Raw genomic sequence first — 26,062 nt, 5'->3', positions numbered from 1 at the left:
TCCCCCCTCGGCGCGCGCATGTGAAAAGTGCGGCCGGGAAGGCCACCGTCTCGGCATTGCGGCGCGGGGTCCCCACCTCGCGCCCAGTGGTCGTCGCGGAGCCGGTCACCGGCTTTCGCTACGGGCCGTAGCGTAACTCCGCCGGCTTCGGGATATGTGAGATTCCCCCGGTGAACTGGCTCACAGCACAGCGCCTACCCGCCGGTATGGTCGCCGTCATGCACAGCGAACACCCCTCTGCAATACCACAGAACGGACGTTCAGGACGCCCCCGCAGTGTCGAGGCGGACGGTGCGATCCTCCGGGCGACCCGGGAGGCGCTGGTCGAACTGGGCTGGTCCAAAGTGACCGTGGGCGATGTGGCCACCCGTGCCGGGGTCGCCAAGACGACCCTCTACCGCCGCTGGGCGGGCAAGAACGAGCTCGTGGTGGACGCGGTGGCCGTGCTCTTCGACGAGCTCGAACTGCCCGATCTGGGAAGTCTGGCGGCCGACGTCGAGAGCGTGGTGCTCCGGTTCGCGGCGCTGCTGGACCGGCCGGAGACGCGGACCGCGCTGATGGCGGTGGTCGCGGAGGCGACCCGGGACGAGGCGCTGCGGCGGCGGATCCGCACGGCGATCGTGGACCGGCAGAAATGTCTGGTGCTGGAGGGGCGGGCGCGCGCCCAGGCGCGCGGGGAGCTGCCGTACGAGGACGATCCGGCGGCGGCGGCGCGGAACGCCGATCTGATCTTCGACGTGATCGCGGGCGCTGTCGTCCACCGGACGCTGGTGAGCGCGGAGCCGGTGGACGCGGGATGGGCGCGCGGTTTCACGGTGCTGCTGCTGTCGGGGCTGGCGTCGCTCCAGCGCTGACCCGGCCCGGAGCACCGCCGGGGCCGGGGCCACCGGGGCGGAACCGGGACCACCAGGGAGAGACCGGAAGCCGGACCCGGACCCGGCCTGAGCGGAGCCAGGGCCACCGGCACCGGCACCGGTCCGGCACCGGTCCGGGACCGGAGCACCGCCGGCCGCCTCAGAAGCCGGGCGGCTCCGTGTACGTCCCCCACTCGTCCCGCAGCGCGTCGCAGATCTCGCCGAGGGTCGCCTCCGCCCTGACCGCCTCCAGCATCGGCCCGATCATGTTCGATCCGTCCCTGGCCGCCGTCAGCATCGCGTCCAGCGAGGACCGCACCCGCGCGTCGTCCCGGCGGGCCCTGCGGCCCGCCAGCGCCCGCACCTGCTCGCGCTCCACCTCATGGCTGACCCGCAGGATCTCCAGATCCCCGGTGACCGATCCATGGTGGACGTTGACGCCGACGACCCGCTTCTCGCCCTTCTCCAGCGCCTGCTGATAGCGGAAGGCCGACTCGGCGATCTCACCGGTGAACCAGCCGTCCTCGATCCCGCGGAGGATGCCCGAGGTCATGGGGCCGATGGGGTGCTGTCCGTCCGGGTGCGCCCGCAGACCGCGCTCCCTGATCCGTTCGAAGATCCGCTCGGCGTCCGCCTCGATCCGGTCGGTGAGCTGCTCGACGTACCAGGAGCCGCCCAGCGGATCGGCGACATTGGCCACGCCGGTCTCCTCCATCAGCACCTGCTGGGTGCGGAGCGCGATCTCCGCCGCCTGCTCGCTGGGGAGGGCGAGGGTCTCGTCCAGGGCGTTGGTGTGCAGGGAGTTGGTGCCGCCCATGACCGCGGAGAGGGCCTGCACCGCGGTGCGCACCACGTTGTTGTAGGGCTGCTGCGCGGTCAGCGAGACGCCCGCGGTCTGGGTGTGGAAGCGCAGCCACTGCGCCTTCTCCGTCTTCGCGCCGTACACCTCCCGCATCCACCGGGCCCAGATCCGCCGGGCCGCCCGGAATTTCGCGATCTCCTCGAAGAAATCGAGATGGGCGTCGAAGAAGAAGGAGAGGCCGGGCGCGAAGGCGTCCACGTCCAGGCCCCGGCTCATCCCGAGCTCCACATAGCCGAAGCCGTCGGCGAGGGTGTACGCCAGCTCCTGCGCGGCCGTCGACCCGGCCTCGCGGATGTGGTAGCCGGAGACCGAGAGCGGCTTGTACGCGGGGATGGACCGCGCGCAGTGCTCCATCAGATCGCCGATGAGACGGAGATGGGGCTCCGGCTGGAAGAGCCACTCCTTCTGGGCGATGTACTCCTTGAAGATGTCGGTCTGAAGGGTGCCGTTGAGCACGGCGGGATCGACGCCCTGCCGCTCGGCGGCGACCAGATACATGCAGAAGACGGGCACGGCCGGGCCGCTGATCGTCATGGAGGTGGTGACGTCGCCGAGGGGGATGCCCTGGAAGAGCACGTCCATGTCGGCGGCGGAGTCGACGGCGACCCCGCAGTGGCCGACCTCGCCGAGCGAGCGGCCGTCGTCGGAGTCGCGGCCCATGAGGGTGGGCATGTCGAAGGCGACGGAGAGGCCGCCGCCGCCCGCGGCCAGGATCATCTTGTACCGCTCGTTGGTCTGCTCGGCGTTTCCGAAGCCGGCGAACTGGCGGATGGTCCAGGTGCGGCCCCGGTAGCCGGTCGGGTGCAGTCCGCGGGTGAAGGGGTACTCCCCCGGCCAGCCGATGCGCTCGAACCCTTCGTACGCGTCGCCCGGCCGGGGCCCGTAGACCGGCGCCACGGGGTCCCCGGAGAGCGTGGAGAAGTCCGCGTCCCGCTTGCGGGCCTTGTCATAGCGGGCCTGCCAGCGACGGCGGCCTTCTTCGATCGCGTCAGCGTTCATGTTCTCAAATTTACTAGGACGTCCTAGTAAACGTCCATGAAGAGAGGCCAGGCGGCGGAATGGGACCCTGGCGCCGCGTGCCGTGCGCACGCGGCGGCGGGACATGAGGTCAGGCTCCGGCCTTGACGGCGTCACCGTCCGTGATCAGGGCGCGGGCCTCCCGGGAGATCTTCGGCTCGACGAAGAAGGAGGCCACGGGGATGCATCCGGCGGCCAGCACCCAGAGCAGCTTCCCGAAGGGCCACTTCGCTTTGGAGCCCAGGTCGAAGGCGAAGATGACGTAGACGATGAAGAGCACACCGTGGATCTGGGAGATCATCATGGTGTCGCCGGTCTCGAAGCCGTACTTCATGATGATGGCGCCGGTGAAGACGAGCAGCCAGACGGCGGTGATGTACGCCATCACCCGGTAGCGGGTCAGCACGGTTTGTTTCATGGCCACGAGCGTAACCGGGAGTGAGAGGCGTCCGGCCCCCGGGGGCGGCCCCGAACCGGTGCCGACAATCGACGCCGACTCCGTCAGGTCCCCGTCGAAATCAGGTCTCGTCGAAATCCTGTGCGGAGATCCGCAGCGGACGCAGCATCGCGAAGATCTCCGCGCACTCCTCGGCGTCGTACGCGCCGAGCCCGAAGTCCATCTCCATCAGATCGCGGGTGGCCGCCTCGACGACCTCCCGCCCCTTGCCGGTGATCGAGGCGAGGGTGCCGCGCCCGTCGTTGGGATTGGGCCGTTTGTCGACCAGTCCGGATCTGACCAGCCGGTCCACGGTGTTGGTGACCGAGGTGGGGTGGACCATCAGCCGCTCGCCGATCTTGGACATCGGCAGCTCGCCGGCCTTGGAGAAGGTGAGCAGCACCAGCGCCTCGTACCGTGCGAAGGTCAGCCCGTACGGCTTGACGACGGCGTCGACCCCGGCGAGCAGGATCTGATGGGCGCGCATGATCGAGGTGATGGCGGCCATCGAGGGAACGGGCCCCCAGCGCTGCTGCCACAGCTCGTCGGCGCGGGCGATGGGATCGAAGGGAAGGCTGAGCGGCTTGGACACGGCATGACCCTATCGACTGGTCATGTGCCGTTCAGTGCTGTCTCGCCTTTCGGTCCGCTGGATCCGACCGGGTACGCGAACGGGTCCCGGGGTACGCGAACGGGCCCGGGGCGATGCCTCGGGCCCGTACACGACAAGGGGGGTCACGCCTTGGCGACGCCCTCACGGCGGGCGCGGGAGGCGATCACCGCGTCGTCCGCGGCCCGCTTCAGCCTGCGCTCGGCGACGAAGCCGCCGAGCGGCAGCACCGAGAGGACGAAGTACACCGCCGCCGTCTTCAGGTCCCACTTGGTGCGGTTCCAGGCGTCGGCCCAGAAGAGCACATAGAGGATGAAGAGCACGCCGTGGATCATGCCCAGGGCCGGCACCGCGTTGAACTCCGTCGTGCGCTTCAGCACCGAGGCGATGAGCAGCAGGATGAAGGAGACGGCCTCCGGCGCGGAGATCAGGCGGAGGCGGTGAAGCGACGAGGCGGTCTTGATGTCCACGGGGGCACCTTCGGTGGGACGACGGGAGACGATCTTGTGAATGTGCTCACAAGCGCCTGCCCATTGTGGCAGGAGTCTTTGCCGGGACTTGGTCCGGGGTGCGTGTCCGGGCCGATCGTCCCTGTCCCCGGCGGCGTACGGGCGGCTACCGTCGCTCCGTGGCAATGTTCCGGCTCCAGGGGAGCAAGGTGCTCGCGGTCGACATGGCCGGCGACGCCGTCAGAGCGAAGAACGGGTCGATGGTCGCCTACGACGGCCAGATGGCCTTCAAGAAGATGTCCGGCGGCGGTGAGGGCATCCGCGGGATGGTCACCCGCCGTATCACCGGCGAGCAGATGACGCTGATGGAGGTGAGGGGGCAGGGCACCTGTTACTTCGCCGACCGCGCCTCCGAGATCAATCTGGTGAGTCTGGGCGGCGACAAGCTGTACGTCGAGTCGAGCAATCTGCTCTGCGCCGACGGCTCGCTCCGGACCGGCACCAGCTTCACCGGGCTGCGCGGCGGGGCGAGCGGCCATGGGCTGTTCACCACCACCGTCGAGGGCAGCGGCCAGGCGGCGATCATGTCGGACGGCCCGGCGACGGTGCTCCGGGTGGCCCCGGGGTATCCGCTCTGCGTCGACCCCGGCGCGTACGTCGCCCACCAGGGGAACCTCCAGCAGAACTTCCAGTCGGGCGTCACCTTCCGCACCCTCATGGGCGAGGGCGGGGGCGAGGCGTTCCAGATCCGTTTCGAGGGCGACGGGCTCGTCTACGTACAGCCGAGCGAGCGCAACACCGTCGGCGGGGAGGTCTGAGATGCCGTTCCGTGAGATCAACTCCCGCATGGTCGAGGCGACGATCGCCCCCGGCCGGCGGATGTTCAGCCAGCGCGGCGCGATGCTCGCGTACCGGGGGGAGGTCTCCTTCACCCCGAACACCCAGGGCGGTCAGGGCGGGCTGGGGGCGATGATCGGCCGCCGGGTCGCGGGCGAGGCCGCCCCGCTGATGACGGTCAGCGGGCAGGGCACCGTGCTGTTCGGCCATGGCGGCCATCACATCCAGGTCGTGAATCTGACCGGGGACACGCTCTACGTCGAGGCGGACCGGCTGCTGGCCTTCGACGGCTCCCTGGAGCAGGGCACGATGTTCATGGGCTCGCAGGGCGGGGTCATGGGCATGGTGCGCGGCCAGGTGACCGGCCAGGGGCTGTTCACCACCACCCTGCGCGGCCATGGCGCGGTCGCGGTGATGGCGCACGGCGGGGTGATCGAGCTGCCGATCACCCCCGGGCGGCCGGTCCATGTGGATCCACAGGCGTATGTGGCCCACCACGGCGAGGTGAGCAACAAGCTCTCCACCGCGCTCGGCTGGCGCGACATGGTGGGGCGCGGCTCGGGCGAGGCGTTCCAGCTGGAGCTGAGCGGCAGTGGCGCGGTGTACGTCCAGGCATCGGAGGAGAAGCTGTGAGCACGCCCGTGGTGCACGACCCGACGACCCTGCCGAGCGACGACAACGTCAACCCGTACACCTTCTGTGTGGAGTTGAAGGGCGGCCAGTGGTTCCTCCAGAAGGGGAAGATGATCGCCTATTACGGGCGGATCGACTTCAACGGCATCGGCCACGGCCGGCTGGACCGGCTGCTGCGGACCTCGTTCCACTCCCCGCTGCACGCGAGTGACTGGGTGGTGGCCGAGGGCAGCGGGAAGATGCTGCTCGCGGACCGCGCGTTCGATGTGAACTCCTTCGACCTGGACGAGGGGAATCTGACGATCCGGTCCGGGAATCTCCTGGCCTACCAGCCGTCTCTGGCGCTGAAGCAGTCGATCGTCCCGGGGTTCGTCACGCTGATCGGGACCGGGAAGTTCGTCGCCGCGTCGAACGGTCCGGTGGTGTTCATGGAGCCGCCGATCCGGGTCGATCCGCAGGCGCTGGTGGGGTGGGCGGACTGTCCTTCCCCGTGTCACCACTACGACCACGGCTATATGACCGGGGTGATGGGCGGGGTGCGGACGCTGACGGGGCTCGGCGGGGTCTCCGGCGAGGAGCATCAGTTCGAGTTCGTCGGGGCCGGGACCGTGCTGCTCCAGTCGACGGAGTCCTTGCTGCCGGAGGCGGCGACGGGCGCCCCGCCGCAGCAGCCGGGGGTTCCGGGCGGCCACGGCAGTGGCCACAGCAGCGGGCACGGCGGCGGGCACGGCGGCGGACAGGGTCAACACGGGTCCACCCCCCGCCTCCCCGGTCAGCTGGGCGATCTCCAACGTCGCTTCGGCCTGTGAGGGGTAGTCTGCGGAGTGTGACGTCGAACGTCTGCGCCCCCAGTACGCTGCGGGCACCGCGCTGAATCGTCGTACAGGCCGCCGGGCGGTCCCGCACCACGGGTGCCCTGCGTCACACTCCCAGACTTCGTCCGCATTTCAACTTCTTAGGTAGAATCCATACATGGAGACCGAGACGGCCACGCGCTGGCTGACCGATGACGAGCAGTGCACCTGGCGCACCCATCTGGATGTCAGCCGTTTGTTGATGCACCAGCTCGAAAAGGACCTCCAGCCGTTCGGCCTGACCAACAACGACTACGAGATCCTGGTGAACCTCTCCGAGTCGGCGGAGCGGCGGCTGCGGATGAGCGATCTCGCCGCGGCCACGCTCCAGTCCAAGAGCCGGCTCTCCCACCAGATCACCCGTATGGAGAGCGCGGGACTGGTCCGCCGCGAGAACTGCGAGTCGGACCGCCGCGGGCTGTACGCGGTGCTCACCGAGCACGGCATGGAGACCATGCGCAAGGTGGCGCCGCACCATGTGGCGTCCGTACGGAAGCACTTCATCGACCTGATGACGCCGGAGGCGCTGGCGGAGCTGCGGGAGTCGCTCGCCCCGGTCGCCGACCATCTGCGCGGCAAGCGCGGCCAGGTCTGACCCCCCTCCCCCGGGGGACTCATTCCCCGGGGGCGGCGGCGGGCAGGCGCAGTTCGAAGAGCGCGCCGCCCGCCGGGGCGCGGCCCACGGTGAGGCTTCCGCCGTGCCGTTCGGCGACATCGCGGGCGATGGCCAGACCGAGCCCGGCGCCGCCCTCGTCCCGGCTGCGGGCGTCGTCGAGCCGTACGAACCGCTCGAAGATCCGCTCCCGTTCCGCGTCCGGCACCCCCTCGCCGTCGTCGGCGACCGCGAGCACCACGTCCCGGCCCTCACGGCGTACGGAGGCGGTGACGGCGGTACGGGCATGGCGCTGGGCGTTGTCCAGCAGATTGCCGAGCACCCGGGCCACCTGGGAGCGCGAACCGCTCACCTCAAGCCCGTCGGCGGCCGTCACGGTCACCGCGATCCGGTCGCCGGCCCGCTGCGACGCCTCCTCGCGCACCAGCGCCCCGAGGTCGATCCGGGCCTGCCCCGGCTTCTCCCCCGCGTCCAGCCGTGCCAGCAGCAGCAGATCGGCCGCGAGCTGCTGAAGCCGTACGGTGTCGGCGACCGCGCCGGGCACATCCAGCAACTCCGGGTGGGCCGCGCCCACTTCGAGCTGGGTGCGCAGCGAGGCGATGGGGCTGCGCAGCTCGTGCGAGGCGTCCGCGACGAAGCGCCGCTGCCGCTCCACGGACGCCTCCAGGGCGGCGAGCGTCTCATTGGTCGTACGGGCCAGCCGGGCCACCTCGTCGCGGGAGGCGGGCTCGGGCACCCGCCGGGAGAGGTCCTCGGAGGCGGTGATGGCGGCCATCTCGGCGCGGATGCCCTCGACGGGCTGGAGCGCCCGCCGGGTCACCAGCCAGGTCACCGAGCCGACGACGAGCAGCAGCACGGGCAGACCGACGAGCATGGCCTCCCGGACGGTCTCCACGGCGGCTTCCTCGGTGGTGAGAGGAGCGCCCGCGTAGACGGTGGCGGTGACGCCGTCGCCGCCCCGGGTGACCTCGACGGCGGCGAAGCGGTACGGGGCGCTGTCGCCGTCCACGGTGACGCTGCCGTCGCTGAAGTCGGGCCTGCCCGTGGCGATCTTCCCGGGCTCGGGCTCGTCGTCATCGTCGTCGTCGCCCTCGTCGCCCCGCTCCTGCCCCGGGCCGCAGGACTGGGCGGTCGTCTGAGGGCTTCCGGTGCCGGAGAGGGCCGTGACGCCCTTGCTCACCGCGAGCACACAGCCGTTCTCGGCCACGATCTGGATCGGCCGGTCCTCGGCGTCGGAGAGGTCGGGGGCGCGGCCGAGGGCGAACCGGGAGGCGGTCTCGCGGGCGGTGACCTCGGCCTGGAGATCGGCGGCGTTGACCAGGTTGTCCCGCAGCACCAGCAGCACGGCGAGGCCCGCGCCGATCAGCGCGACGGCCACCACCAGGGTGGCGCCGACGGCGGCCTTGGCCCGTACGGATCTCATCGCCCGGCCACCAGCCGGTAGCCCGCGCCGCGCACGGTCTGGATGCGCGGTGCGCCCAGCTTGCGGCGCAGGGCGCTGATGTAGACCTCGATGATGTTGGGGTCGCCGTCGTAGGCGAAGTCCCAGACGTGTTCGAGGATCTGCGCCTTGCTGACGACCTCCCCGGCGCGGACGGCGAGCTGTTCGAGCACCGCGAACTCCTTGGCGGTGAGGGAGATCTCGTCCTCGGCGCGGAAGACCCGGCGGGCGGCGGTGTCGACGCGCAGATCCCCGACGGCGAGCACCGGGGATCCGCCGGACCGGGCGCGGCGGCGGAGCAGGGCCTTGATCCTGGCGACCAGGACGACATAGGAGAAGGGCTTGGTCAGATAGTCGTCGGCGCCGGTGTCGAGCCCCTCGGCCTCGTCGTACTCGCCGTCCTTGGCGGTGAGCATGAGGATGGGCACGTCGTCGCCCGCGGCGCGCAGGGCGGCGCAGACCCGGTAGCCGTTCATGCCGGGGAGCATGATGTCGAGGACGACCAGGTCGTAGGAGCCCTCGGAGGCCATATGGAGGCCCTCCAGGCCGTCGTGGACCACGTCCACGGCATAGCCCTCGGCCGTCAGTCCCCTGGCGAGGGAGAGTGCGAGCCGCTTCTCATCCTCCACGATCAACAAGCGCATGTCCTCAGGGTCCCAAACCGAAGCTGAAGATCCCTTCAGGTGGCTTCAGGTTGCGTTCAGCATCGCCGGGCGAGATTGGTCCCCGTCGAAGCAAACCGATCGGGAGGACCCCCTCATGAAGCGCAAGATCGCCATCGCCGTCGCCGTCGCAGCCCTGGTGGGCGGAGGCGCTGCCACCGCCGTGGCCGCGTCGGGAGACGACTCCGCGCCGACCGCGAAGATCTCCGCGAAGGACGCGGCGAGCGCGGCGCTTGAGCAGAAGCCGGGTTCGGTGGAGTCGGTGGACCGCGACGACGACGGCGCGTGGGAGGTCGAGATAGTGGACGCGCAGGGCCGTGACCACGAGGTGCGGGTGGACGCGCAGTCGGGGAAGGCGACGCTCTCCCAGGACGACGACGCCGATGACCGCGACGACCGGGACGACCGGGATGACGACCGCGACGACCGCGACGACCGCGCGGAGAAGGCCGTCACCGAGGCGAAGGTGAACGCCGAGAAGGCTTCGGCGGCGGCGCTGGAGCTGCGTCCGGGCACGGCGACGGAGGTCGAGTTCGACGACGGCCACTGGGATGTGGAGGTCCGCTCGGCGGACGGGCGCGAGCACGACGTGCGGGTGGACTCGGAGACGGGCAAGGCGACGCTCTCCCAGGACGACGACCAGAACGACGACAACGACGCCAACGACAACGACCGCGACGACCGCGACGACCGCGACGACGACCGGAACGACGACGGCACCAACGACCAGGACGACCGCGACGACGACAAGTCCGACGACTGATCCCCGCCCCGTCCCCATGACGGCCCGGCCCTCCTCTGTGACACAGGGGGAGCCGGGCCGTCGGCGTTCATCGGGGCCCTACCCCCGCGTCACCCCGGCCACCAGCTCGTCCGCCGCCCGGTAGGGATCGAGCTCCCCCGCCACGATCCGATCCGCCAGCGCGCCCAGCCTCCGGTCGCCGTGCAGGTCCCCGATGCGCTCCCGGAGCATGGTCACCGCGATCGTCTCGACCTCGCCCGCCGCCCGGCGGGCCCGGCGGGCGGCCAGCACACCGTGCTCCTCCATCCAGGCGCGGTGTTTCTCCAGCGCCTCGACCAGCTCGTCGGTGCCCTCCCCGCGGAACGCCACCGTCTTCACGATCGGGGGCCGCCAGTCGCCCGGTGCGCGGGCCTCACCCAGCCCCAGCATGTGGTTGAGCTCGCGGGCCGTCGCGTCCGCGCCCTCCCGGTCCGCCTTGTTGACCACATAGACGTCGCCGATCTCCAGGATGCCCGCCTTCGCGGCCTGGATCCCGTCCCCCATCCCGGGCGCGAGCAGCACCACCGAGGTGTCGGCCTGAGCGGCGATCTCCACCTCGGACTGGCCGACCCCGACCGTCTCCACCAGGATCACCTCGCACCCCGCCGCGTCGAGGACCCGGATCGCCTGCGGCGCGGACCAGGCCAGACCGCCCAGATGCCCCCGGGTGGCCATGGAGCGGATGTAGACGCCCGGGTCGGACGCGTGCTCCGACATCCGGACCCGGTCGCCGAGCAGCGCCCCGCCGGAGAAGGGCGACGACGGGTCGACGGCCAGCACCCCGACCCGCTTGCCGGCCTTGCGGTACGCGGTCACCAGCGCCGAGGTGGAGGTGGACTTGCCGACGCCCGGGGAGCCGGTGAGACCCACCACATAGGCCCCTCCGGTCAGCGGGGCCAGCGCCGCCATCACCTCGCGCAGCTGGGGGGACGCCCCCTCCACCAGGGAGATCAGCCGGGCCACGGCCCTCGGCCGGCCCTCCCTCGCCTGGGCGACCAGCTGGGGGACGTCCGCCATCACGCTGCTCCTCGACCGTTCGCCGTACGGGGTTGTCCAGCGGGCTCAGCCATGGGTCCGGGTGCGCCCGTTCCCCGGGACACGGAGGATCAGCGCATCGCCCTGTCCGCCGCCGCCGCAGAGCGCCGCCGCGCCCACGCCGCCGCCCCGGCGCTTCAGCTCCAGCGCCAAGTGGAGCACGAGCCGGGCGCCGGACATGCCGATCGGGTGGCCGAGCGCGATGGCGCCGCCGTTGACGTTCACTCTTTCGGTGGATACTCCAAGATCCTTCATTGACTGCACCGCGACGGCGGCGAACGCCTCGTTGATCTCGATGAGATCGAGGTCCGCGACGCTGAGGCCGTCCTTGCCCAGGGCGTGCAGGATCGCGTTGGACGGCTGGGACTGGAGGGAGTTGTCCGGCCCCGCCACATTGCCGTGCGCGCCGATCTCCGCGATCCACTCCAGGCCCAGCTCCTCGGCCTTGGCCCGGCTCATCACCACGACCGCCGCCGCGCCGTCGGAGATCTGCGAGGAGGTGCCCGCGGTGATCGTGCCGTCCTTGGCGAAGGCGGGCCGCAGCCGGCTCAGCGTCTCCACCGTGGTCTCCGCCCGGATGCCCTCGTCCTGGGCGAAGAGGACCGGCTCGCCGCGGCGCTGCGGGATCTCCACCGGGGTGATCTCCGCCTCGAAGATCCCGTTCTTCTGGGCGGCGGCGGCCCGCTGGTGGGAGAGCGCGGCGATCTCGTCCTGCTCCGGGCGGGCGATCCCGAGCCGGGTGTTGTGCTTCTCGGTGGACTCGCCCATCGCGATGTTCTCGAAGGAGTCGGTGAGGCCGTCCTGCGCCATCGAGTCGAGCAGCTCGACGGCGCCGTACTTGTAGCCCTCGCGGGACTTGGGCAGCAGATGCGGCGCGTTGGTCATCGACTCCTGGCCGCCGGCGACGACCACGTCGAACTCGCCCGCGCGGATCAGCTGGTCGGCCAGCGCGATGGCGTCGAGCCCGGAGAGGCACACCTTGTTGACGGTGAGCGCGGGGACGTTCATCGGGATGCCGGCCTTGACCGCGGCCTGACGGGCCGGGATCTGCCCGGCCCCGGCCTGGAGCACCTGGCCCATGATCACGTACTGCACCTGGTCGGGGCCGATCCCGGCCCGGTCGAGCGCGGCCTTGATGGCGAATCCGCCCAGGTCCGCGCCGGAGAAGGACTTGAGCGAGCCGAGGAGACGCCCCATGGGCGTCCTGGCGCCCGCGACGATCACCGAGGTGGTACCGGTCGTTCCTGACATGAGACACGATCCCCTTTCAAGCCCGCGAGCCTGAGGAGTGAACGAGGGTTTACCTCAAATGTACTGAGCGGTTCGCCCATGGGTCACCGGGCAGTCGGTGTGATCGCGCGCACGTTGCGTAACCGCCCCGGCGGCGCTGCACTGGGGAGATGCTGACGCGAATCGACCACATCGGGATCGCCTGTCACGACCTCGACACAACTGTCGAGTTCTACCGGACCACCTACGGCTTCGAGGTCTTCCACACGGAGGTCAACGAAGAGCAGGGAGTCCGCGAGGCCATGCTGAGAATCAACGGCACGGACGACGGCCACGCCTCCTGGATCCAGCTCCTGGAGCCGGTCCGCGAAGACTCCCCCGTGGGGAAGTGGCTGGCCAAGAACGGTGAGGGCGTCCATCACATCGCCTTCGGCACGGCGGATGTGGACGGCGACGCGGACGCCGTCCGGGACAAGGGCGTACGGGTCCTCTACGACACGCCCAGGGCCGGTTCCATGGGCTCGCGCATCACCTTCCTCCATCCCAAGGACTGCCACGGCGTGCTGACCGAACTCGTCACCTCCGCAACGGAGCACTGACCTGAGGATTCCCGGCCCGGTAGAGTGGGCGATTCCGGGCCGGGGCCGGGTCGGGGCCGCGCCGCGTCCTCTCCTATTGATCTGTCACCATTCCCCGGGGGGCCGTTCGCGGGCGAACGGCGCTTGTGTGGAGTCAGTTGCGACCAGGGGACGGATGGGACCGCGCAGTGCGGGGCTACGAACGCCAGGAGAGCCACCGAGCTGACGACGACCACCTCTCGCGGTTCGAAGCCGAGATGGACCGGCTGAAGACCGAGCGGGAGAAGGCCGTCCAGCACGCCGAGGACCTCGGCTACCAGGTCGAGGTATTGCGCGCGAAACTCCATGAGGCACGCCGCAATCTCGCATCGCGGCCCGCGTACGACAGCGCCGACCTCGGCTATCAGGCCGAGCAGCTGCTCCGTAACGCCCAAGTCCAGGCCGACCAGATGCGCATGGACGCCGAGCGCGAGCTGCGCGAGGCCCGTGCCCAGACCCAGCGGATCCTCCAGGAGCACGCGGAGCACCAGGCCCGGCTCCAGGCCGAGCTGCACACCGAGGCCAACCAGCGCCGTCAGCGGCTCGACCAGGAGCTGGCCGAGCGCCGCCACACGGTCGAGACGCATGTCAACGAGAACGTCGCCTGGGCGGAGCAGCTGCGCGCCCGCACCGAGTCCCAGGCACGCCGGCTCCTCGACGAGTCCCGCGCCGAGGCCGAGCAGTCGATCTCCCAGGCCCGCGCGGAGGCGAAGCGGGTCGCCGACGAGGCACGCCGGCGCGTCGGCGCCGAGGCCGAGGCCGCCCGTGCGGAGGCCGAAGCGATCCTGCTGCGCGCCCGCAAGGACGCCGAGCGGATGCTCAACGCCGCGTCCAGCCAGGCGCAGGAGGCCGCCGGCCACGCCGAGCAGCTGCGCTCCACCACCGCCGCCGAGGCCGACCAGTCACGCCAGCAGGCCACCGAGCTCAGCCGGGCGGCCGAGCAGGCCATGCAGGAGGCGGAGGAGCGGCTGCGCGAGGCCCGCGCGGAGGCGGAGAAGGTCCTCGGCGACGCCAGGGACTCCGCCGCACGGCAGCTCACCTCCGCCGAGTCGGACAACGAGCAGCGCACCCGGACCGCGAAGGCGGAGATCGCCCGGCTGGTCGCCGAGGCCACCACCGAGTCCGAGGCGCTGCGGGCCGAGGCCGAGCAGACCCTCGCGGACGCCCGCGCGGAGGCCGAGAAGCAGCTCGCCGCCGCCGCCGAGAAGGCCCGCACGGTCGCCGCCGAGGATTCGGCCGCCCAGCTCGCCAAGGCGGCCAGGGCCGCCGAGGAGATCCTCACCAAGGCGTCCGACGACGCCCAGGAGACCACCCGCAAGGCGGGCGAGGAGGCCGAGCGGATCCGCGGCGAGGCCGAGTCCGAGGCGGACCGGCTGCGCGGCGAGGCCGCCGAACAGGCCGATCAGCTCAAGGGCGCGGCCAAGGACGACACCAAGGAGTACCGCGCCAGGACCGTCGAGCTCCAGGAGGAGGCCCGGCGGCTGCGCGGCGAGGCGGAGCAGCTGCGCTCGGAGGCGGTCGCCGAGAGCGAGCGGATCCGCGGCGAGGCACGCCGGGAGGCCGTCCAGCAGATCGAGGAGGCGGCGAGCACCGCCGAGGAGCTGCTCACCAAGGCCCGTACCGACGCCGACGAGCTGCGTTCGTCGGCGGAGGCCGACAGCGACCGGGTGCGTACCGAGGCGGGCGAGCGGGCGGGCACGCTGCGCCGGCAGGCCGAGGAAGCCCTGGAGCGCGGGCGCGAGGAGGCCGAGCGGCTGACCGAGGAGGCCGAGGAGCAGGCCGACGCGGTCCGCACGGCCGCCGATGAGGCCGCGGCGGGGCTGCGCGAGGAGGCCGAGCGGGCGGTGGCGGCCCGTCAGGAGGAGGCCGACCGCGAGCTGGCCCGGTTGCAGAGCGAGGCCGAGTCCCGGCTCCAGGCCGCCGAGCGGAGTCTGGGCGACGCCCGCGCCGAGGGCGAGCAGATGCGCCGGGAGGCCGCGGAGGAGACGGAGCGGCTGCGCACCGAGACGGCTGAGCGGATCCGTACGCTCCAGGCGCAGGCCGACGACGAGGCCGACCGGCTGCGCACCGAGGCGGCGGCCGACGCCGCCGCGGCCCGCGCCGAGGCGGAGAACGTCGCGGTACGGCTGCGCTCGGAGGCAGCGGCGGAGGCCGAGCGGCTCAAGAGCGAGGCCCAGGACACCGCGGACCGGCTGCGGGCGGAGGCCGCCGCCGCCGCGGACCGGGTGGGCGCGGAGGCCGCCGAGGCGCTGTCGGCCGCGCAGGAGGAGGCGGTACGCCGTCGCCGGGAGGCCGAGGAGACCCTCGATTCGGCGCGCTCGGAGGCGGACCGGGAGCGGGACCGGGCCCGGGAGCAGAGCGAGGAGCTGCTGGCGTCCGCGCGCCGGCGGGTCGAGGAGGCCGGGGCGGAGGCGCACCGGCTGACCGAGGAGGCCGAGGGCCGCGCCGCCGAGATGGTGACCGCCGCCGAGCAGAGCGCCCGGCAGGTGCGGGAGTCGGTCGCCGGGCTGCATGAGCAGGCGGAGGACGAGATCGCCGGGCTGCGGTCCGCCGCCGAGCACGCGGCCGGGCGCACCCGTGGCGAGGCGCAGGACGAGGCCGACCGGGTCCGCGCGGACGCGCACGCGGAGCGGGAGCGGGCCGCCGAGGACGCGGCGAGTGTGCGGTCCAGGGCGCAGGAGGAGGCCGACGCGGCGAACGCGCTGGCCGAGCGGACCGTGGGCGAGGCGATCACGGAGTCCGACCGGCTGCGGGCGGAGACGACCGCCGAAGCCGACCGGCTGCGGGCGGAGACGACCGCCGAAGCCGAGCGGCTGCGGGCGGAGACCACCGCCGAGGCCGAGCGGCTGCGGGCGGACACCGCCGAATACGTCCAGCGGATGCGTACGGAGGCGTCCGACGCGGTCGCGTCGGCGGAGCAGGACGCGTCCCGTACCCGTGCGGACGCCCGCGACGACGCCAACCGCATCCGTTCGGAGGCGGCGGCGCAGGCGGACCGGCTCATCGCCGAGGCGACGAGCGAGAACGAGCGGATCCGGGGAGAGGCCCAGCAGGTTCTGGACGAGGCGCGGCAGGCCGCCGACAAGCGCCGTTCCGACGCCGCCGAGCAGGCGGACCAGCTCATCGCCGAGGCGAGCGGTGAGGCGGAGCGGACCGTGGGCGAGGCCACCGCCGAGGCCGAGCGGCTGCGCACCGATGTCACCGCCGACGCCGAGCGCATCAGGACCGACAGCGCGCGGATGCTCGACGAGGCGCGGCAGATGGCGGGCAAGCAGCGCGCCGACGCCGCCGAGCAGGCGGACCAGCTCATCGCCGAGGCGACGAGCGAGAACGAGCGGATCGTGGGCGAGGCCGCCGCCGAGGCCGAGCGCGTCAGGGCCGAGGTCGCGACCGAGACCGAGCGGCTGCGCGCGGATGCCGCCGCCGGGGCGGAGCGGGTCAGGAGCGAGGCCGCGACGGACGCGGAGCGGCTGCGCGCGGAGGCCACCGAGGCGGTGGGTTCGGCGCAGCGGGCCGCCGAGCGGATCCGTGCCGAGGCCGCGAAGAACAAGGCGGAGGCCGACGCGGACGCCGACCGGGTGGGCGCGGAGGCGCGGGCCGCGGCCGACCGCACGCTGGACGAGGCGCGGGAGGCTTCGTCCCGGCGGCGGGCCGACGCGGCGGAGCAGGCGGATCAGCTCGTCGAGAAGGCTCAGGAGGAGGCGCTGCGCGCGGCTCTGGAGGCCGAGGAGCAGGCCGACACCATGGTGGGCGCGGCCCGTTCGGAGGCGGAGCGGCTGGTCGCCGAGGCGACCGTGGAGGGCAACTCCCTGGTGGAGAAGGCCCGTACCGACGCCGATGAGCTGCTGGTCGGGGCCCGTCGGGACGCCACGGCGATCAGGGAGCGCGGCGAGGAGCTGCGTACCCGGGTGGAGAGCGAAGTGGAGGAGCTGCACGAGCGGGCCCGCCGGGAGACCTCGGAGCAGATGCGGACCACCGGTGAGCGGGTGGACCAGCTGATGAAGGCGGCGACCGAACAGCGCGAGGAGGCCGAGACGAAGGCCAAGACTCTGCTGTCGGACGCGAATTCGGAGGCGAGCCGGGTGCGGATCGCGGCGGTGAAGAGGGCGGAGGGCCTGCTGAAGGAGGCCGAGCTGAAGAAGGCCGGTCTCACGCGCGAGGGGGAGAGCATCAAGGCGGCGGCCGAGGCGGAGGCGGAGCGTCTGGTCGAGGACGGCAAGCGGGAGTTGGACGTGCTGGTCCGCAGGCGGGAGGACATCCAGGCGGAGATCTCCCGGGTGCAGGATGTGCTGGAGGCGCTGGGATTCGAGGCGCCGGCGGCCGGCGGCGCGTCCCCGGGCGGTTCCGGAGGCGGCGTCAGAGCGGGTGCCACGGCGGGGATTACCCGTTCGACGGGCAAGTCGTCCGACGGCTAGCCACTCAAAAGGCTGGACATTCTCCAGATCAAACCGGCATCCGCTCGATGACACGCCGGTCGGGCCCCTAGGATTCCCTCTATCACCTCACCGGTCTCATTCGACAGGAACCCCATGAGCGACACTTCCTCCCCCTTCGGCTTCGAGCTCGTGCGGCGTGGTTACGACCGCGGCCAGGTGGACGACCGAATTACCAAGCTCGTCGCCGACCGTGATAGCGCTCTGACCCGAATCACCTCTCTGGAAAAGCGCATCGAGGAACTCCACCTCGAGACGCAGAACGCTCAGGCCCTGGTGTCCGACGCGGAGCCGTCGTACGCCGGTCTCGGCGCGCGCGTCGAGAAGATCCTCCGGCTGGCCGAGGAGGAGGCGAAGGATCTGCGCGAGGAGGCCCGCCGCGCCGCCGAGCAGCACCGTGAGCTCGCGGAGTCCGCCGCCCAGCAGGTGCGCAATGACGCCGAGTCGTTCGCCTCCGACCGTAAGGCGAAGGCGGAGGACGAGGGCGTCCAGATCGTCGAGAAGGCGAAGAGCGAGGCCCAGCAGCTGCGGACCGAGGCGCAGAAGGACGCGCAGTCCAAGCGCGAGGAGGCCGACGCGCTCTTCGAGGAGACCCGTGCCAAGGCCGCTCAGGCCGCCGCCGACTTCGAGACCAATCTCGCCAAGCGGCGTGAGCAGTCCGAGCGTGATCTGGCCTCGCGTCAGGCGAAGGCGGAGAAGCGGCTGGCGGAGATCGAGCACCGGGCCGAGCAGCTGCGCCTGGAGGCGGAGAAGCTGCGTACGGACGCGGAGCGGCGGGCCCGTCAGACGGTGGAGACGGCGCAGCGTCAGGCCGAGGACATCGTGGCGGACGCCAATGCCAAGGCCGACCGTATCCGCAGCGAATCGGAGCGCGAGCTGGCGGCGCTCACCAACCGCCGTGACTCGATCAACGCGCAGCTGACCAATGTCCGCGAGATGCTGGCGACGCTGACGGGTGCGGCGGTGGCCGCGGCCGGTTCGCCGGCCGACGACGAGATCTCCCGTGGCGTCCCGGCCCAGCAGTCCCGCTGAGACGGTCGCCCGAGACCGGTCCCGCTGTGCGGGTCCCCGCGGGCACGGTGTTCTCCGGACCGGGGGCGGGTTCCCGGGACGGGCGCGGAGCATCGGGCGCGGATAAGCGGAGAGAAGTACGTCAAGCCCCCTGTCGCTCAAGTGGCGGGGGGCTTTGCGCGCCTTTAGCGTGGCCGCATGATCGAGCTGGCGGACCTCACCAAGCACTTCGGCGCCACGGTCGCCGTCGACGGTCTGTCGTTCCGGGTCAGACCCGGTGTGGTGACCGGTTTCCTGGGCCCGAACGGCGCGGGGAAGTCGACCGCCATGCGGATGATGCTCGATCTCGACCTTCCGACGAGCGGTTCGGTGCGGATCGACGGCCGGCACTATCGCGAGCTGGCGGAGCCGCTGAAGTACATCGGGGCGCTGTTGGAGGCCCAGGCCATGCACGGCGGGCGGAGCGCTTACAACAATCTGCTCTGTCTCGCGCAGGCGAACCGCATCCCGGCGTCGCGGGTCGGCGAAGTGCTGGACATCGTGGGGCTGACGGCGGTGGCGCGGAAGAAGGTGAAGGGATTCTCGCTGGGTATGGGCCAGCGACTGGGAATCGCCGCCGCGTTGCTCGGCGATCCCGAGATCCTTCTGTTCGACGAGCCGGTGAACGGTCTGGATCCGGAGGGAATTCACTGGATCCGCAATCTGATGAAGCAGCTCGCGTCGGAGGGGCGGACGATCTTTGTCTCCTCGCATCTGATGAGTGAAATGGCGCTGACCGCGGATCATCTGATCGTGATCGGGCAGGGGCGGCTGCTGGCGGACACTTCGATGGCGGCGTTCATTCAGGAGAACGCGCGGAGTTATGTACGGCTGCGTTCACCGCAGCGGGAGCGGCTGCGGGATGTGCTGCGCTCGGAGGGGTTCACGGTGATCGAGACGGACGGCGGCGCGCTGGAGGTGAACGGCGCGGCGCCGGAGCGGCTCGGTGAGCTGGCCGCCGGGCACCGGATCGTGCTGCATGAGCTCAGCGTGGAGCGCGCCTCGCTGGAGGAGGCGTTCATGCGGATGACGGCGGGGGCGGTGGAGTACCACGCCCATGGGGCGGTCGAGGGGCCGCACCCCGGCCCGCCGCGCCCTGGTCCGCCGCCGCACCCCGGTCCGCCGCCGGGTCCGGGGCCCCGGTGGGGCGCGGGCTTCACCTCCCGCGCGGAAGGTGAGTGACGGTGGCCTCGGTGCCCGCGGTCCTCCGCTCGGAGTGGACCAAGATCCGTACGGTCTCCTCCACGACCTGGACGCTGGCGAGCGCGTTCCTGGTGACCGTGGCGGTGAGCGCCGCGCTCTGCGCGCTGTTCCGTTCGACCTTCGACCATCTCTCCCCGGTGGAGCGGCTCACCTTCGATCCGACGCTGGCGAGCTTCTCCGGGATGGTTCTGGGACAGCTGGCGATGGTGGTCTTCGGGGTGCTGGTGGTGGGCACGGAGTACAGCTCGGGCATGATCCGCGCCTCGCTCGCCGCGGTGCCGCAGCGCGGGGTCTTCCTCTTCGGCAAGCTGGCGGTGGCCACGGCGCTGGCGCTGATCGTGGGGATGGCGACCAGCTTCGCGTCGTTCTTTCTGGGGCAGGCGCTGCTGGGCGAGCACCGGACGACGATCGGCGCGGAGAACGTGCTGCGCGCGGTGATCGGCGGCGGGCTCTATATGGGGCTGATCGCGCTGTTCTCGATGGCGGTGGCGACGATGCTGCGGAGTTCGATGCTGTCGCTCGGCATTCTGATGCCGTTCTTCTTCCTGGTGTCGCAGATCCTGGCGTCGGTGCCGAAGGCGAAGACGGTCGCGCGGTACTTCCCCGACCAGGCGGGCTCCCGGATCATGCAGGTGGTGCCGGACGCGCTGGGCGGCAGCCGGGCTCCGTACGGGCCGTGGACCGGGATCGGGATCATGCTGCTGTGGGTGGTGGCGGCGATCGCCGGCGGCGCTCTGGTGCTGAAGAGGCGAGACGCCTAGAGAATCCTGTAAGTCCAGGTCACGCCCCTTGGTGGGTTTTCTCCCCCGAAGGTCCGCATCGTGATCAAAGCGTTATCGCTTGGCTGGAACTACTTACGGGTCGTTATCCTCCTAACTCTTACGGGGGGCGTGCGGCCTGCTGGCCTGTGCCCCGACGACCGAAAGTCGATGGGGCTGGAGAATGATCGAGGCAGTCGGCCTGACGAAGCGCTATGGCGCCAAGGCGGCCGTGTACAACCTTTCCTTCCAGGTGCGGCCCGGTGCCGTCACCGGATTCCTCGGCCCCAACGGCGCGGGCAAGTCCACCACGATGCGCATGATCCTCGGGCTGGACACCCCGACCGCGGGCACGGTGACCATCGGCGGTCGCCCCTACCGGCAGACCCCGAACGCGCCCCGCCAGGTCGGCGCGCTGCTCGACGCCAAGGCCGTGCACGGAGGCCGCAGCGCCCGTAACCATCTGCTCTCGCTGGCCCAGCTCTCCGGCATCCCGGCCCGCCGGGTGGACGAGGTGCTCGGCGTCGTCGGCCTCCAGGACGTGGCCAGGAAGCGCTCCAAGGGGTTCTCGCTCGGCATGGGCCAGCGGCTCGGCATAGCGGCGGCGCTGCTCGGCGATCCCCAGGTGCTGCTCTTCGACGAGCCGGTCAACGGCCTCGACCCCGAGGGCATCCTCTGGGTGCGCAATCTGATGAAGCAGCTCGCCGCCGAGGGCCGCACGGTCTTCGTCTCCTCGCATCTGATGAGCGAGATGGCGCTCACCGCCGATCATCTGATCGTGATCGGGCGGGGGCAGCTGCTCTCCGATATGAGCGTCAAGGAATTCATCTCGGCCAACTCCGCGGACTTCGCCCGGGTGCGCACCCCGGACACCGAGCCGGCGCTGCGCGAGAAGCTGAGCAGCGCGCTGAGCGGGGCCGGCGGCCAGGTCGTGCCCGAGCCGGACGGCGCGCTGCGGGTCATGGGACTGCCCCTGCCGCAGATCAGCGAGCTGGCGCACGGCGCGGACGTACGGCTGTGGGAGCTGTCGCCGCACCAGGCCTCGCTGGAAGAGGCCTATATGCGGATGACGCAGGGCGCGGTGGACTACCGCTCCACCGCCGACCAGAAGGCCGGGCTGATGCAGCAGCCGCAGCCCGGGTTCGGGCCGCCGCCGCAGATCCCCGAGGTGCCGCAGCAGGGCTGGTACGCCCCGCCCGCGCCGCAGCCGGGCGCCAATCCGTATCTCGGCGGCCAGGGACCGGCCGCACCGCCCGCCGCTCCCCCGGCCGCCGCAGCACCGCCCGCCGCGCCGCCCGCCGCTCCCGCAGACCTGACCAAGCCCGAGGACGCCCGATGACCACCCCCTACCAGCAGCAGGGCACGCCCGCCGCCACGTACTCCTCGCCGATCCCGGTCCGCAAGGCCCATCTCGGCGACGCGCTCGCCTCCGAGTGGACCAAGATCCGATCCGTCCGGTCCACGATGTGGACGCTCGGGGTCATGGCCGTGCTCATGCTCGGCATCGGCATCCTGGCGGCGGTGACCGTCTCCGCCGCCGACGCCGACCTCGAAGGGGAGCCAGTGCTGTTCCTCGGCTTCTTCGGTGTGCTGCTCGGCAGTCTCTGCGTCATGACGCTGGGCGTGCTGACGATCGCGTCGGAGTACGGCACCGGAATGATCCGGACGACGCTGACGGCCTGCCCGTCCCGGAGCCGGGTGCTGACCGCCAAGGCGATCGTCTACTTCCTGCTCGTCTTCACCGTGACCTTCGTGCTGACCCTGGTGGTGGCCGCGCTCCAGGTGGCGATCCTCGACACGGGCGCCGCCCCCACCACGGAGGACTGGGTCCGCGCGACCTTCGCCGTCAGCCTCTATGTGGCCCTCCTCGGGCTGCTCTCCCTCGCCCTCGGCTCGCTGATCCGCCACTCGGCGGGCGCGATCACCGTCATGATCGGCCTGGTGCTGCTGCCGCTGGTGATGGCGATGTTCATGTACGCGGAGTCGCTCCGCACCGTGCAGGAGTCGCTGCTGGAGTACTCGATCCCCAGCCAGCTCGGCGTTCTCTACGACAACAGCGTGGCGGAGTCCGGCCCCCAGGGCTGGGAGCCGGTGTGGATCATGCTGGGCGTCACCGCCGTCGCGCTGGGCGGCGCCTACGCCGCGCTCAACTCACGCGACGTATAGGCGCATAGGCGCATCAGGGCGCACCCGAAGCGAACGGCCGGCGGCCGTCAGTACTTCGGCGCGTTACGGGACCGCTGCACCCGCGTGGTGCGGCGGTCCTTCGCGTTCCAGCACGCTTTGTGCCAGTGCCGCCGGTCGTCCACTCCGCCGTGCTCGGGCCAGGCCACCACATGCGGAACCCCGGAGGGGATCTCCTGGTCGCAGCCGGGACAGCGATAGCGCTTGCCCAGGGCGCTCGCGCCCGCGACATGGCGCACCGACCACTCCTCGTCCTGCCAGGACTCGGTACGGCCGAAGCCGCCGTACCGGTCGCCCGGTTCGCCGGACGGTGCGGAGGGACTGTCGCCGCCCTTGGGGCGGTTGCGGCGCGGGGACACGTGGACACCTCACGGGGCAAGTGGGGACGATTCCTTACGAGTCCAAGCCTACGGGCCGCCGTCGGGGGTACACGTACCGCGCGGGGTGAGACGGTGGCAACGGCCCGGCGCGGTTACCGGAAAATCGCAAGAGCGTCTCGACGGGCCGTGCCCTCGGCACGCGTCGGACGTTAGTGCAGATGGGGGAGTGACGCGTCGGCCGCAAGGAGGCAGAAGGCGATGCGCGTAGGGACATTCGTACTGGCCGCCCAGTTCCCGGGCCAGGGGCAGGGGGAGGCGCTGCACCGCGCGGTGCGGTCCGCCGAGATCGCCGAGGAGGCCGGGCTCGATTCCGTATGGCTGGCGGAGCACCACTTCGTGCCGTACGGCGTCTGCCCGTCCGCGGTGACGCTGGCCGCGCTGCTGCTCGGCCGCACCCGGCGGATCCGGGTCGGCACGGCGGTGAGCGTGCTGCCGACCGTGCACCCCGTGGCGCTCGGCGAGCAGGCCGCGCTGCTCCATCTCACCAGCGGGGGCCGGTTCTCCCTGGGGGTGGGCAGAGGCGGCCCCTGGGTCGATCTGGAGGTCTTCGGAGCGGGTCTCGCGGCCTATGAGTCAGGGTTCCCCGAGTCGCTCGACCTGCTGCTGCGCTGGCTGCGGGAGCCCTCGGTCGGGGCCGGGTCCGAGCGCTTCGCCTTCCGCGAGGTGCCGGTGGTGCCCCGGCCCGGTGAGCTGATCGGCGGGCCGGAGCAGGGGCCCGAGGTGGTCGTGGCGTGCACCTCCCCCGGGAGTGTGCGGCTGGCCGCCGAGCGCGGGCTGCCGATGCTGCTGGGAATGCACTGCGGCGACGAGCAGAAGGCCGAGATGGTCGCGCTCTGGCGGCGGTGCGCCCTGGAGGCGGGCCATGCGCCGGAGGAGGTGACCGGCGCGGCCCATGTGTCGGCGGGGGTGGCGCAGATCGCCGAGAGCGCCGCCGACGCGGCCGAGACCCTGGGGAAGGCGATGCCGGGCTGGCTCCGGCAGGGGCTGGACGCGCATATCACCGTCGACGACAGGGTGCGGGTGATGCGGGACCCCGTGGCCTATACGGAGATGCTCTGCGGTCTCCATCCGGTGGGCCCGCCGGAGCTCGCCGCCGACCGGCTCGCGGCCACCGCCGAGCGCACCGGCATCACCCGCTTCGCGCTGCTGGTGGAGGGCTCGGGCGATCTGGCGGCGACGGAGGAGAATGTGCGACGGCTGGGCGCGGATGTGCTGCCCCTGCTGAGCTGAGCCCGTGCTGCGCCGCTGAGCCGCGCCTCAGTGACAGGGGCAGGCCCTGTCGAGCTGGGCCGCCCCCGGTGACAGGCCCTGTGACGGACCCTGCTGCCGCTCCGGCATCCATGACACCTCCCGCGATGCGGAGCGGCAGCCCGGCCTCAGCAGTCTCGGAACTCAGGCGACTGGTTGAGCAGCTGGGCGCGTACGGAGGTGAAGCGGGCCAGCCGCTCGTCCACCGAGGAGTCCAGCGGGAACACCGCCACACGGTGACAGTTCTGGAACGCCAGCCGTACCCCGAAGTGCCTCTGGAGCGCACCGCGAATCGCGTCACTCGCGAGCGCTCGCAGCAGCTGACCACGGGCCTGCTCGTCCGGCGGAGGCGTCTGGTTGTCGGCGAAAGCGCCGCCGTCGACCTTCAGCTGTGCCACCAGCGAACTGATCATCTCCCATGCGTAGGGCAGGGAGGTCCGGACGCAGTCGACGAAGGCAGCTTCGTCGACCTCGCCTCGCTCGGCCTGTTCCAACAGAGCCGGTGAGACGTCGAGCGACATGGGTTCTCCTCTCGTGACCCCGGGTCACGGGGCCTTACGGGCAGGGAAGGAAGTCGCGCCGAGTGCAGTCATGCGCATGACGACATCACGACACAGCGTGCGCGGTCGGCGACCTCCCGCATCCACGGTAAGTGCGCGGTCCGTGACGCACCAGGAGATAGGTAGGACAACCGGCCAGAAACGAAGGGGGACAAGTGGGACAGCCCGAAGGGTCTCAGCCAGGCGCGGTGGTCCCCCGTACCGGGAGTGCGTAGAGCGAATCGCGCACGGGGGCGTACGTCGAGTAGCGTTGCCGACCATGCGCCTTGTCATCGCCCGCTGCTCCGTGGATTACGCGGGCCGGCTCACCGCCCATCTGCCCTCCGCCCCCCGTCTGATCCTGGTCAAGGCAGACGGCAGCGTCTCCATCCACGCGGATGACCGCGCGTACAAACCACTGAACTGGATGTCCCCTCCCTGCACGCTGAAGGAGGGCGACGGCAGCGTCTGGACGGTCGTCAACAAGGCGGGCGAGAAACTGATCATCACCATGGAGGAGGTCCTCCATGACTCGTCCCATGAGCTCGGGGTGGACCCCGGCCTGATCAAGGACGGTGTGGAGGCGCACCTCCAGGAGCTGCTCGCCGACCGGATCGAGACACTGGGCCAGGGGTACAGCCTGATCCGCCGCGAGTACCCGACGGCGATCGGCCCGGTGGACATCCTCTGCCGGGACGCGGACGGCGCGACGGTCGCGGTGGAGATCAAGCGCCGTGGCGAGATCGACGGCGTGGAGCAGCTGACGCGCTATCTGGAGCTGCTCAACCGGGACCCCCATCTCGCGCCGGTCAAGGGCGTGTTCGCGGCCCAGGAGATCAAGCCGCAGGCGCGGGTGCTGGCGACGGACCGGGGCATCGGCTGTGTGGTGCTGGACTATGACGCGCTGCGGGGCATCGAGGACGACAAGCTGAGGCTGTTCTAGAGACAGCCTGTTCCCGAGCATGCATACGGCCCCGGAGGCATCGCCTCCGGGGCCGTACGACTGCTAGACGACGGCCCTGCCGTCCGGGGTGGGGGCCGGGGTGGCGCTGGTGGGGGTGATCGGCGCGCTCGCGCTGGTCTGGGTGGAGTCGCCCGGGGACGAGGGCGCCTCCGTCGGGGTGCTCGGGGACGACGGGCCGGTCGACGGCTCCTCCGTGGTCGGCTCGCCGCTGGAGGGCCGGCCGCTGGGCGGCCTGCTGGAGGACGGCTCCCCGGTCGGGGGCTCCCCGGTCGGCGGGGTGGGCGCGGTCCCGTCCGACGACGGGCTCTGCGCCGGCCGGGAGGAGCTCGGCGCGGGGTCGGCGCTCGTCTCCCCGGACGGGCCGGGCGCGGC

25 protein-coding genes and 1 pseudogene are annotated in these 26,062 nt (G+C 71.5%); 16 read left to right on the top strand and 10 right to left on the bottom strand.

Annotated features, from left to right (window positions below):
- The first annotated feature begins 206 nt into the window (after positions 1-206).
- On the top strand, positions 207-854 hold the full coding sequence (locus FF041_RS05800) for a TetR/AcrR family transcriptional regulator (RefSeq protein ID WP_153521324.1): 648 nt from the start codon (positions 207-209) through the stop codon (positions 852-854).
- Positions 855-1,014: 160 nt separating this feature from the next.
- Here FF041_RS05800 and FF041_RS05795 read toward each other — a convergent pair whose 3' ends face one another.
- The 4 genes from FF041_RS05795 to FF041_RS05780 all read right to left on the bottom strand — a co-directional run bounded on the left by FF041_RS05795 (position 1,015) and on the right by FF041_RS05780 (position 4,249).
- Positions 1,015-2,715: an acyl-CoA mutase large subunit family protein gene (locus FF041_RS05795; protein ID WP_153521314.1), complete on the bottom strand. Its 1,701-nt coding sequence runs from the start codon at positions 2,713-2,715 to the stop codon at positions 1,015-1,017.
- A gap of 109 nt (positions 2,716-2,824) precedes the next feature.
- Complete coding sequence (locus FF041_RS05790; RefSeq protein ID WP_153480751.1) at positions 2,825-3,151, bottom strand: DUF3817 domain-containing protein; 327 nt, start codon at positions 3,149-3,151, stop codon at positions 2,825-2,827.
- Positions 3,152-3,251: 100 nt separating this feature from the next.
- The gene (locus FF041_RS05785; RefSeq protein WP_323391309.1) at positions 3,252-3,761 is read right to left on the bottom strand and encodes a MarR family winged helix-turn-helix transcriptional regulator; all 510 of its coding nucleotides are present in this window, start codon (positions 3,759-3,761) and stop codon (positions 3,252-3,254) included.
- Positions 3,762-3,904: 143 nt separating this feature from the next.
- Positions 3,905-4,249 carry a DUF3817 domain-containing protein gene (locus tag FF041_RS05780; RefSeq protein ID WP_323391308.1) on the bottom strand — a complete coding sequence of 115 codons (345 nt, stop codon included), beginning with the start codon at positions 4,247-4,249 and terminating at the stop codon, positions 3,905-3,907.
- 164 nt (positions 4,250-4,413) lie between these two features.
- On the opposite strand from FF041_RS05780, the gene FF041_RS05775 reads away from it, so the two are divergent.
- From FF041_RS05775 to FF041_RS05760, 4 genes are all read left to right on the top strand, one after another.
- The gene (locus FF041_RS05775) at positions 4,414-5,046 is read left to right on the top strand and encodes an AIM24 family protein (RefSeq protein ID WP_153480765.1); all 633 of its coding nucleotides are present in this window, start codon (positions 4,414-4,416) and stop codon (positions 5,044-5,046) included.
- 1 nt (position 5,047) lies between these two features.
- Complete coding sequence (locus FF041_RS05770; RefSeq protein ID WP_153521313.1) at positions 5,048-5,698, top strand: AIM24 family protein; 651 nt, start codon at positions 5,048-5,050, stop codon at positions 5,696-5,698.
- A complete protein-coding gene (locus tag FF041_RS05765; RefSeq protein WP_323391306.1) occupies positions 5,695-6,507 on the top strand; it encodes an AIM24 family protein in 813 nt (270 codons plus the stop codon). The genes FF041_RS05770 and FF041_RS05765 overlap by 4 nt, the downstream gene beginning before the upstream one ends.
- Before the next feature lie 163 nt (positions 6,508-6,670).
- Positions 6,671-7,147, top strand: coding sequence for a MarR family winged helix-turn-helix transcriptional regulator (locus FF041_RS05760; RefSeq protein WP_153521312.1), 477 nt, complete (start codon positions 6,671-6,673; stop codon positions 7,145-7,147).
- 19 nt (positions 7,148-7,166) lie between these two features.
- Here the strand turns inward: FF041_RS05760 and FF041_RS05755 are convergent, their stop codons facing one another.
- Entirely contained in the window at positions 7,167-8,588 is a 1,422-nt protein-coding gene (locus FF041_RS05755; RefSeq protein WP_153521311.1) for a sensor histidine kinase, read from the bottom strand.
- Positions 8,585-9,250 (bottom strand): response regulator transcription factor, encoded by a 666-nt coding sequence (locus FF041_RS05750; protein ID WP_153521310.1) that lies wholly within the window; start codon positions 9,248-9,250, stop codon positions 8,585-8,587. The genes FF041_RS05755 and FF041_RS05750 overlap by 4 nt, the downstream gene beginning before the upstream one ends.
- A gap of 115 nt (positions 9,251-9,365) precedes the next feature.
- On the opposite strand from FF041_RS05750, the gene FF041_RS05745 reads away from it, so the two are divergent.
- Positions 9,366-10,031 carry a PepSY domain-containing protein gene (locus FF041_RS05745; RefSeq protein WP_153521309.1) on the top strand — a complete coding sequence of 222 codons (666 nt, stop codon included), beginning with the start codon at positions 9,366-9,368 and terminating at the stop codon, positions 10,029-10,031.
- A 78-nt stretch (positions 10,032-10,109) separates the two neighbouring features.
- Here the strand turns inward: FF041_RS05745 and meaB are convergent, their stop codons facing one another.
- Both meaB and FF041_RS05735 read right to left on the bottom strand, forming a co-directional pair.
- The gene (meaB, locus tag FF041_RS05740; RefSeq protein ID WP_153521308.1) at positions 10,110-11,066 is read right to left on the bottom strand and encodes a methylmalonyl Co-A mutase-associated GTPase MeaB; all 957 of its coding nucleotides are present in this window, start codon (positions 11,064-11,066) and stop codon (positions 10,110-10,112) included.
- A gap of 45 nt (positions 11,067-11,111) precedes the next feature.
- The gene (locus tag FF041_RS05735) at positions 11,112-12,335 is read right to left on the bottom strand and encodes an acetyl-CoA C-acetyltransferase (protein ID WP_153521307.1); all 1,224 of its coding nucleotides are present in this window, start codon (positions 12,333-12,335) and stop codon (positions 11,112-11,114) included.
- A gap of 149 nt (positions 12,336-12,484) precedes the next feature.
- On the opposite strand from FF041_RS05735, the gene mce reads away from it, so the two are divergent.
- The 7 genes from mce to FF041_RS05700 all read left to right on the top strand — a co-directional run bounded on the left by mce (position 12,485) and on the right by FF041_RS05700 (position 22,541).
- Positions 12,485-12,913, top strand: a complete 429-nt coding sequence (mce, locus tag FF041_RS05730) for a methylmalonyl-CoA epimerase (RefSeq protein ID WP_153480740.1) — start codon at positions 12,485-12,487, stop codon at positions 12,911-12,913.
- Between the two features lie 167 nt (positions 12,914-13,080).
- Complete coding sequence (gene scy, locus FF041_RS05725) at positions 13,081-17,346, top strand: polarized growth protein Scy (RefSeq protein WP_323391302.1); 4,266 nt, start codon at positions 13,081-13,083, stop codon at positions 17,344-17,346.
- Between the two features lie 114 nt (positions 17,347-17,460).
- Entirely contained in the window at positions 17,461-18,396 is a 936-nt protein-coding gene (locus FF041_RS05720; protein ID WP_153480738.1) for a coiled-coil domain-containing protein, read from the top strand.
- 177 nt (positions 18,397-18,573) lie between these two features.
- On the top strand, positions 18,574-19,596 hold the full coding sequence (locus FF041_RS05715) for an ABC transporter ATP-binding protein (protein ID WP_153521305.1): 1,023 nt from the start codon (positions 18,574-18,576) through the stop codon (positions 19,594-19,596).
- Positions 19,597-19,598: 2 nt separating this feature from the next.
- The gene (locus FF041_RS05710) at positions 19,599-20,378 is read left to right on the top strand and encodes an ABC transporter permease subunit (protein ID WP_323391300.1); all 780 of its coding nucleotides are present in this window, start codon (positions 19,599-19,601) and stop codon (positions 20,376-20,378) included.
- A gap of 181 nt (positions 20,379-20,559) precedes the next feature.
- Positions 20,560-21,714, top strand: a complete 1,155-nt coding sequence (locus tag FF041_RS05705; RefSeq protein WP_153521304.1) for an ABC transporter ATP-binding protein — start codon at positions 20,560-20,562, stop codon at positions 21,712-21,714.
- Positions 21,711-22,541: an ABC transporter permease subunit gene (locus tag FF041_RS05700; protein WP_153521303.1), complete on the top strand. Its 831-nt coding sequence runs from the start codon at positions 21,711-21,713 to the stop codon at positions 22,539-22,541. The genes FF041_RS05705 and FF041_RS05700 overlap by 4 nt, the downstream gene beginning before the upstream one ends.
- A gap of 47 nt (positions 22,542-22,588) precedes the next feature.
- Here the strand turns inward: FF041_RS05700 and FF041_RS05695 are convergent, their stop codons facing one another.
- Positions 22,589-22,918, bottom strand: coding sequence for an ATP/GTP-binding protein (locus FF041_RS05695; protein WP_323371074.1), 330 nt, complete (start codon positions 22,916-22,918; stop codon positions 22,589-22,591).
- 219 nt (positions 22,919-23,137) lie between these two features.
- On the opposite strand from FF041_RS05695, the gene FF041_RS05690 reads away from it, so the two are divergent.
- Positions 23,138-24,169, top strand: a complete 1,032-nt coding sequence (locus tag FF041_RS05690) for an LLM class flavin-dependent oxidoreductase (RefSeq protein WP_153521302.1) — start codon at positions 23,138-23,140, stop codon at positions 24,167-24,169.
- Positions 24,170-24,315: 146 nt separating this feature from the next.
- Here the strand turns inward: FF041_RS05690 and FF041_RS05685 are convergent, their stop codons facing one another.
- The gene (locus tag FF041_RS05685; protein WP_153480729.1) at positions 24,316-24,708 is read right to left on the bottom strand and encodes an SCO5389 family protein; all 393 of its coding nucleotides are present in this window, start codon (positions 24,706-24,708) and stop codon (positions 24,316-24,318) included.
- 298 nt (positions 24,709-25,006) lie between these two features.
- Between FF041_RS05685 and nucS the strand changes: the two genes are divergently transcribed.
- Together nucS and FF041_RS05675 are read left to right on the top strand one after the other, a co-directional pair.
- Positions 25,007-25,669, top strand: a complete 663-nt coding sequence (gene nucS, locus FF041_RS05680; protein WP_194291943.1) for an endonuclease NucS — start codon at positions 25,007-25,009, stop codon at positions 25,667-25,669.
- A 100-nt stretch (positions 25,670-25,769) separates the two neighbouring features.
- Positions 25,770-26,062: pseudogene (locus FF041_RS05675) on the top strand (hypothetical protein); the annotation flags it as partial.

Origin of the sequence: Streptomyces jumonjinensis, assembly GCF_009600885.1 — a bacterium.
In the GTDB taxonomy this organism is placed as follows: Bacteria; Actinomycetota; Actinomycetes; order Streptomycetales; family Streptomycetaceae; genus Streptomyces; species Streptomyces jumonjinensis.
This window is presented reverse-complemented; position numbering and strand designations above follow the sequence as displayed.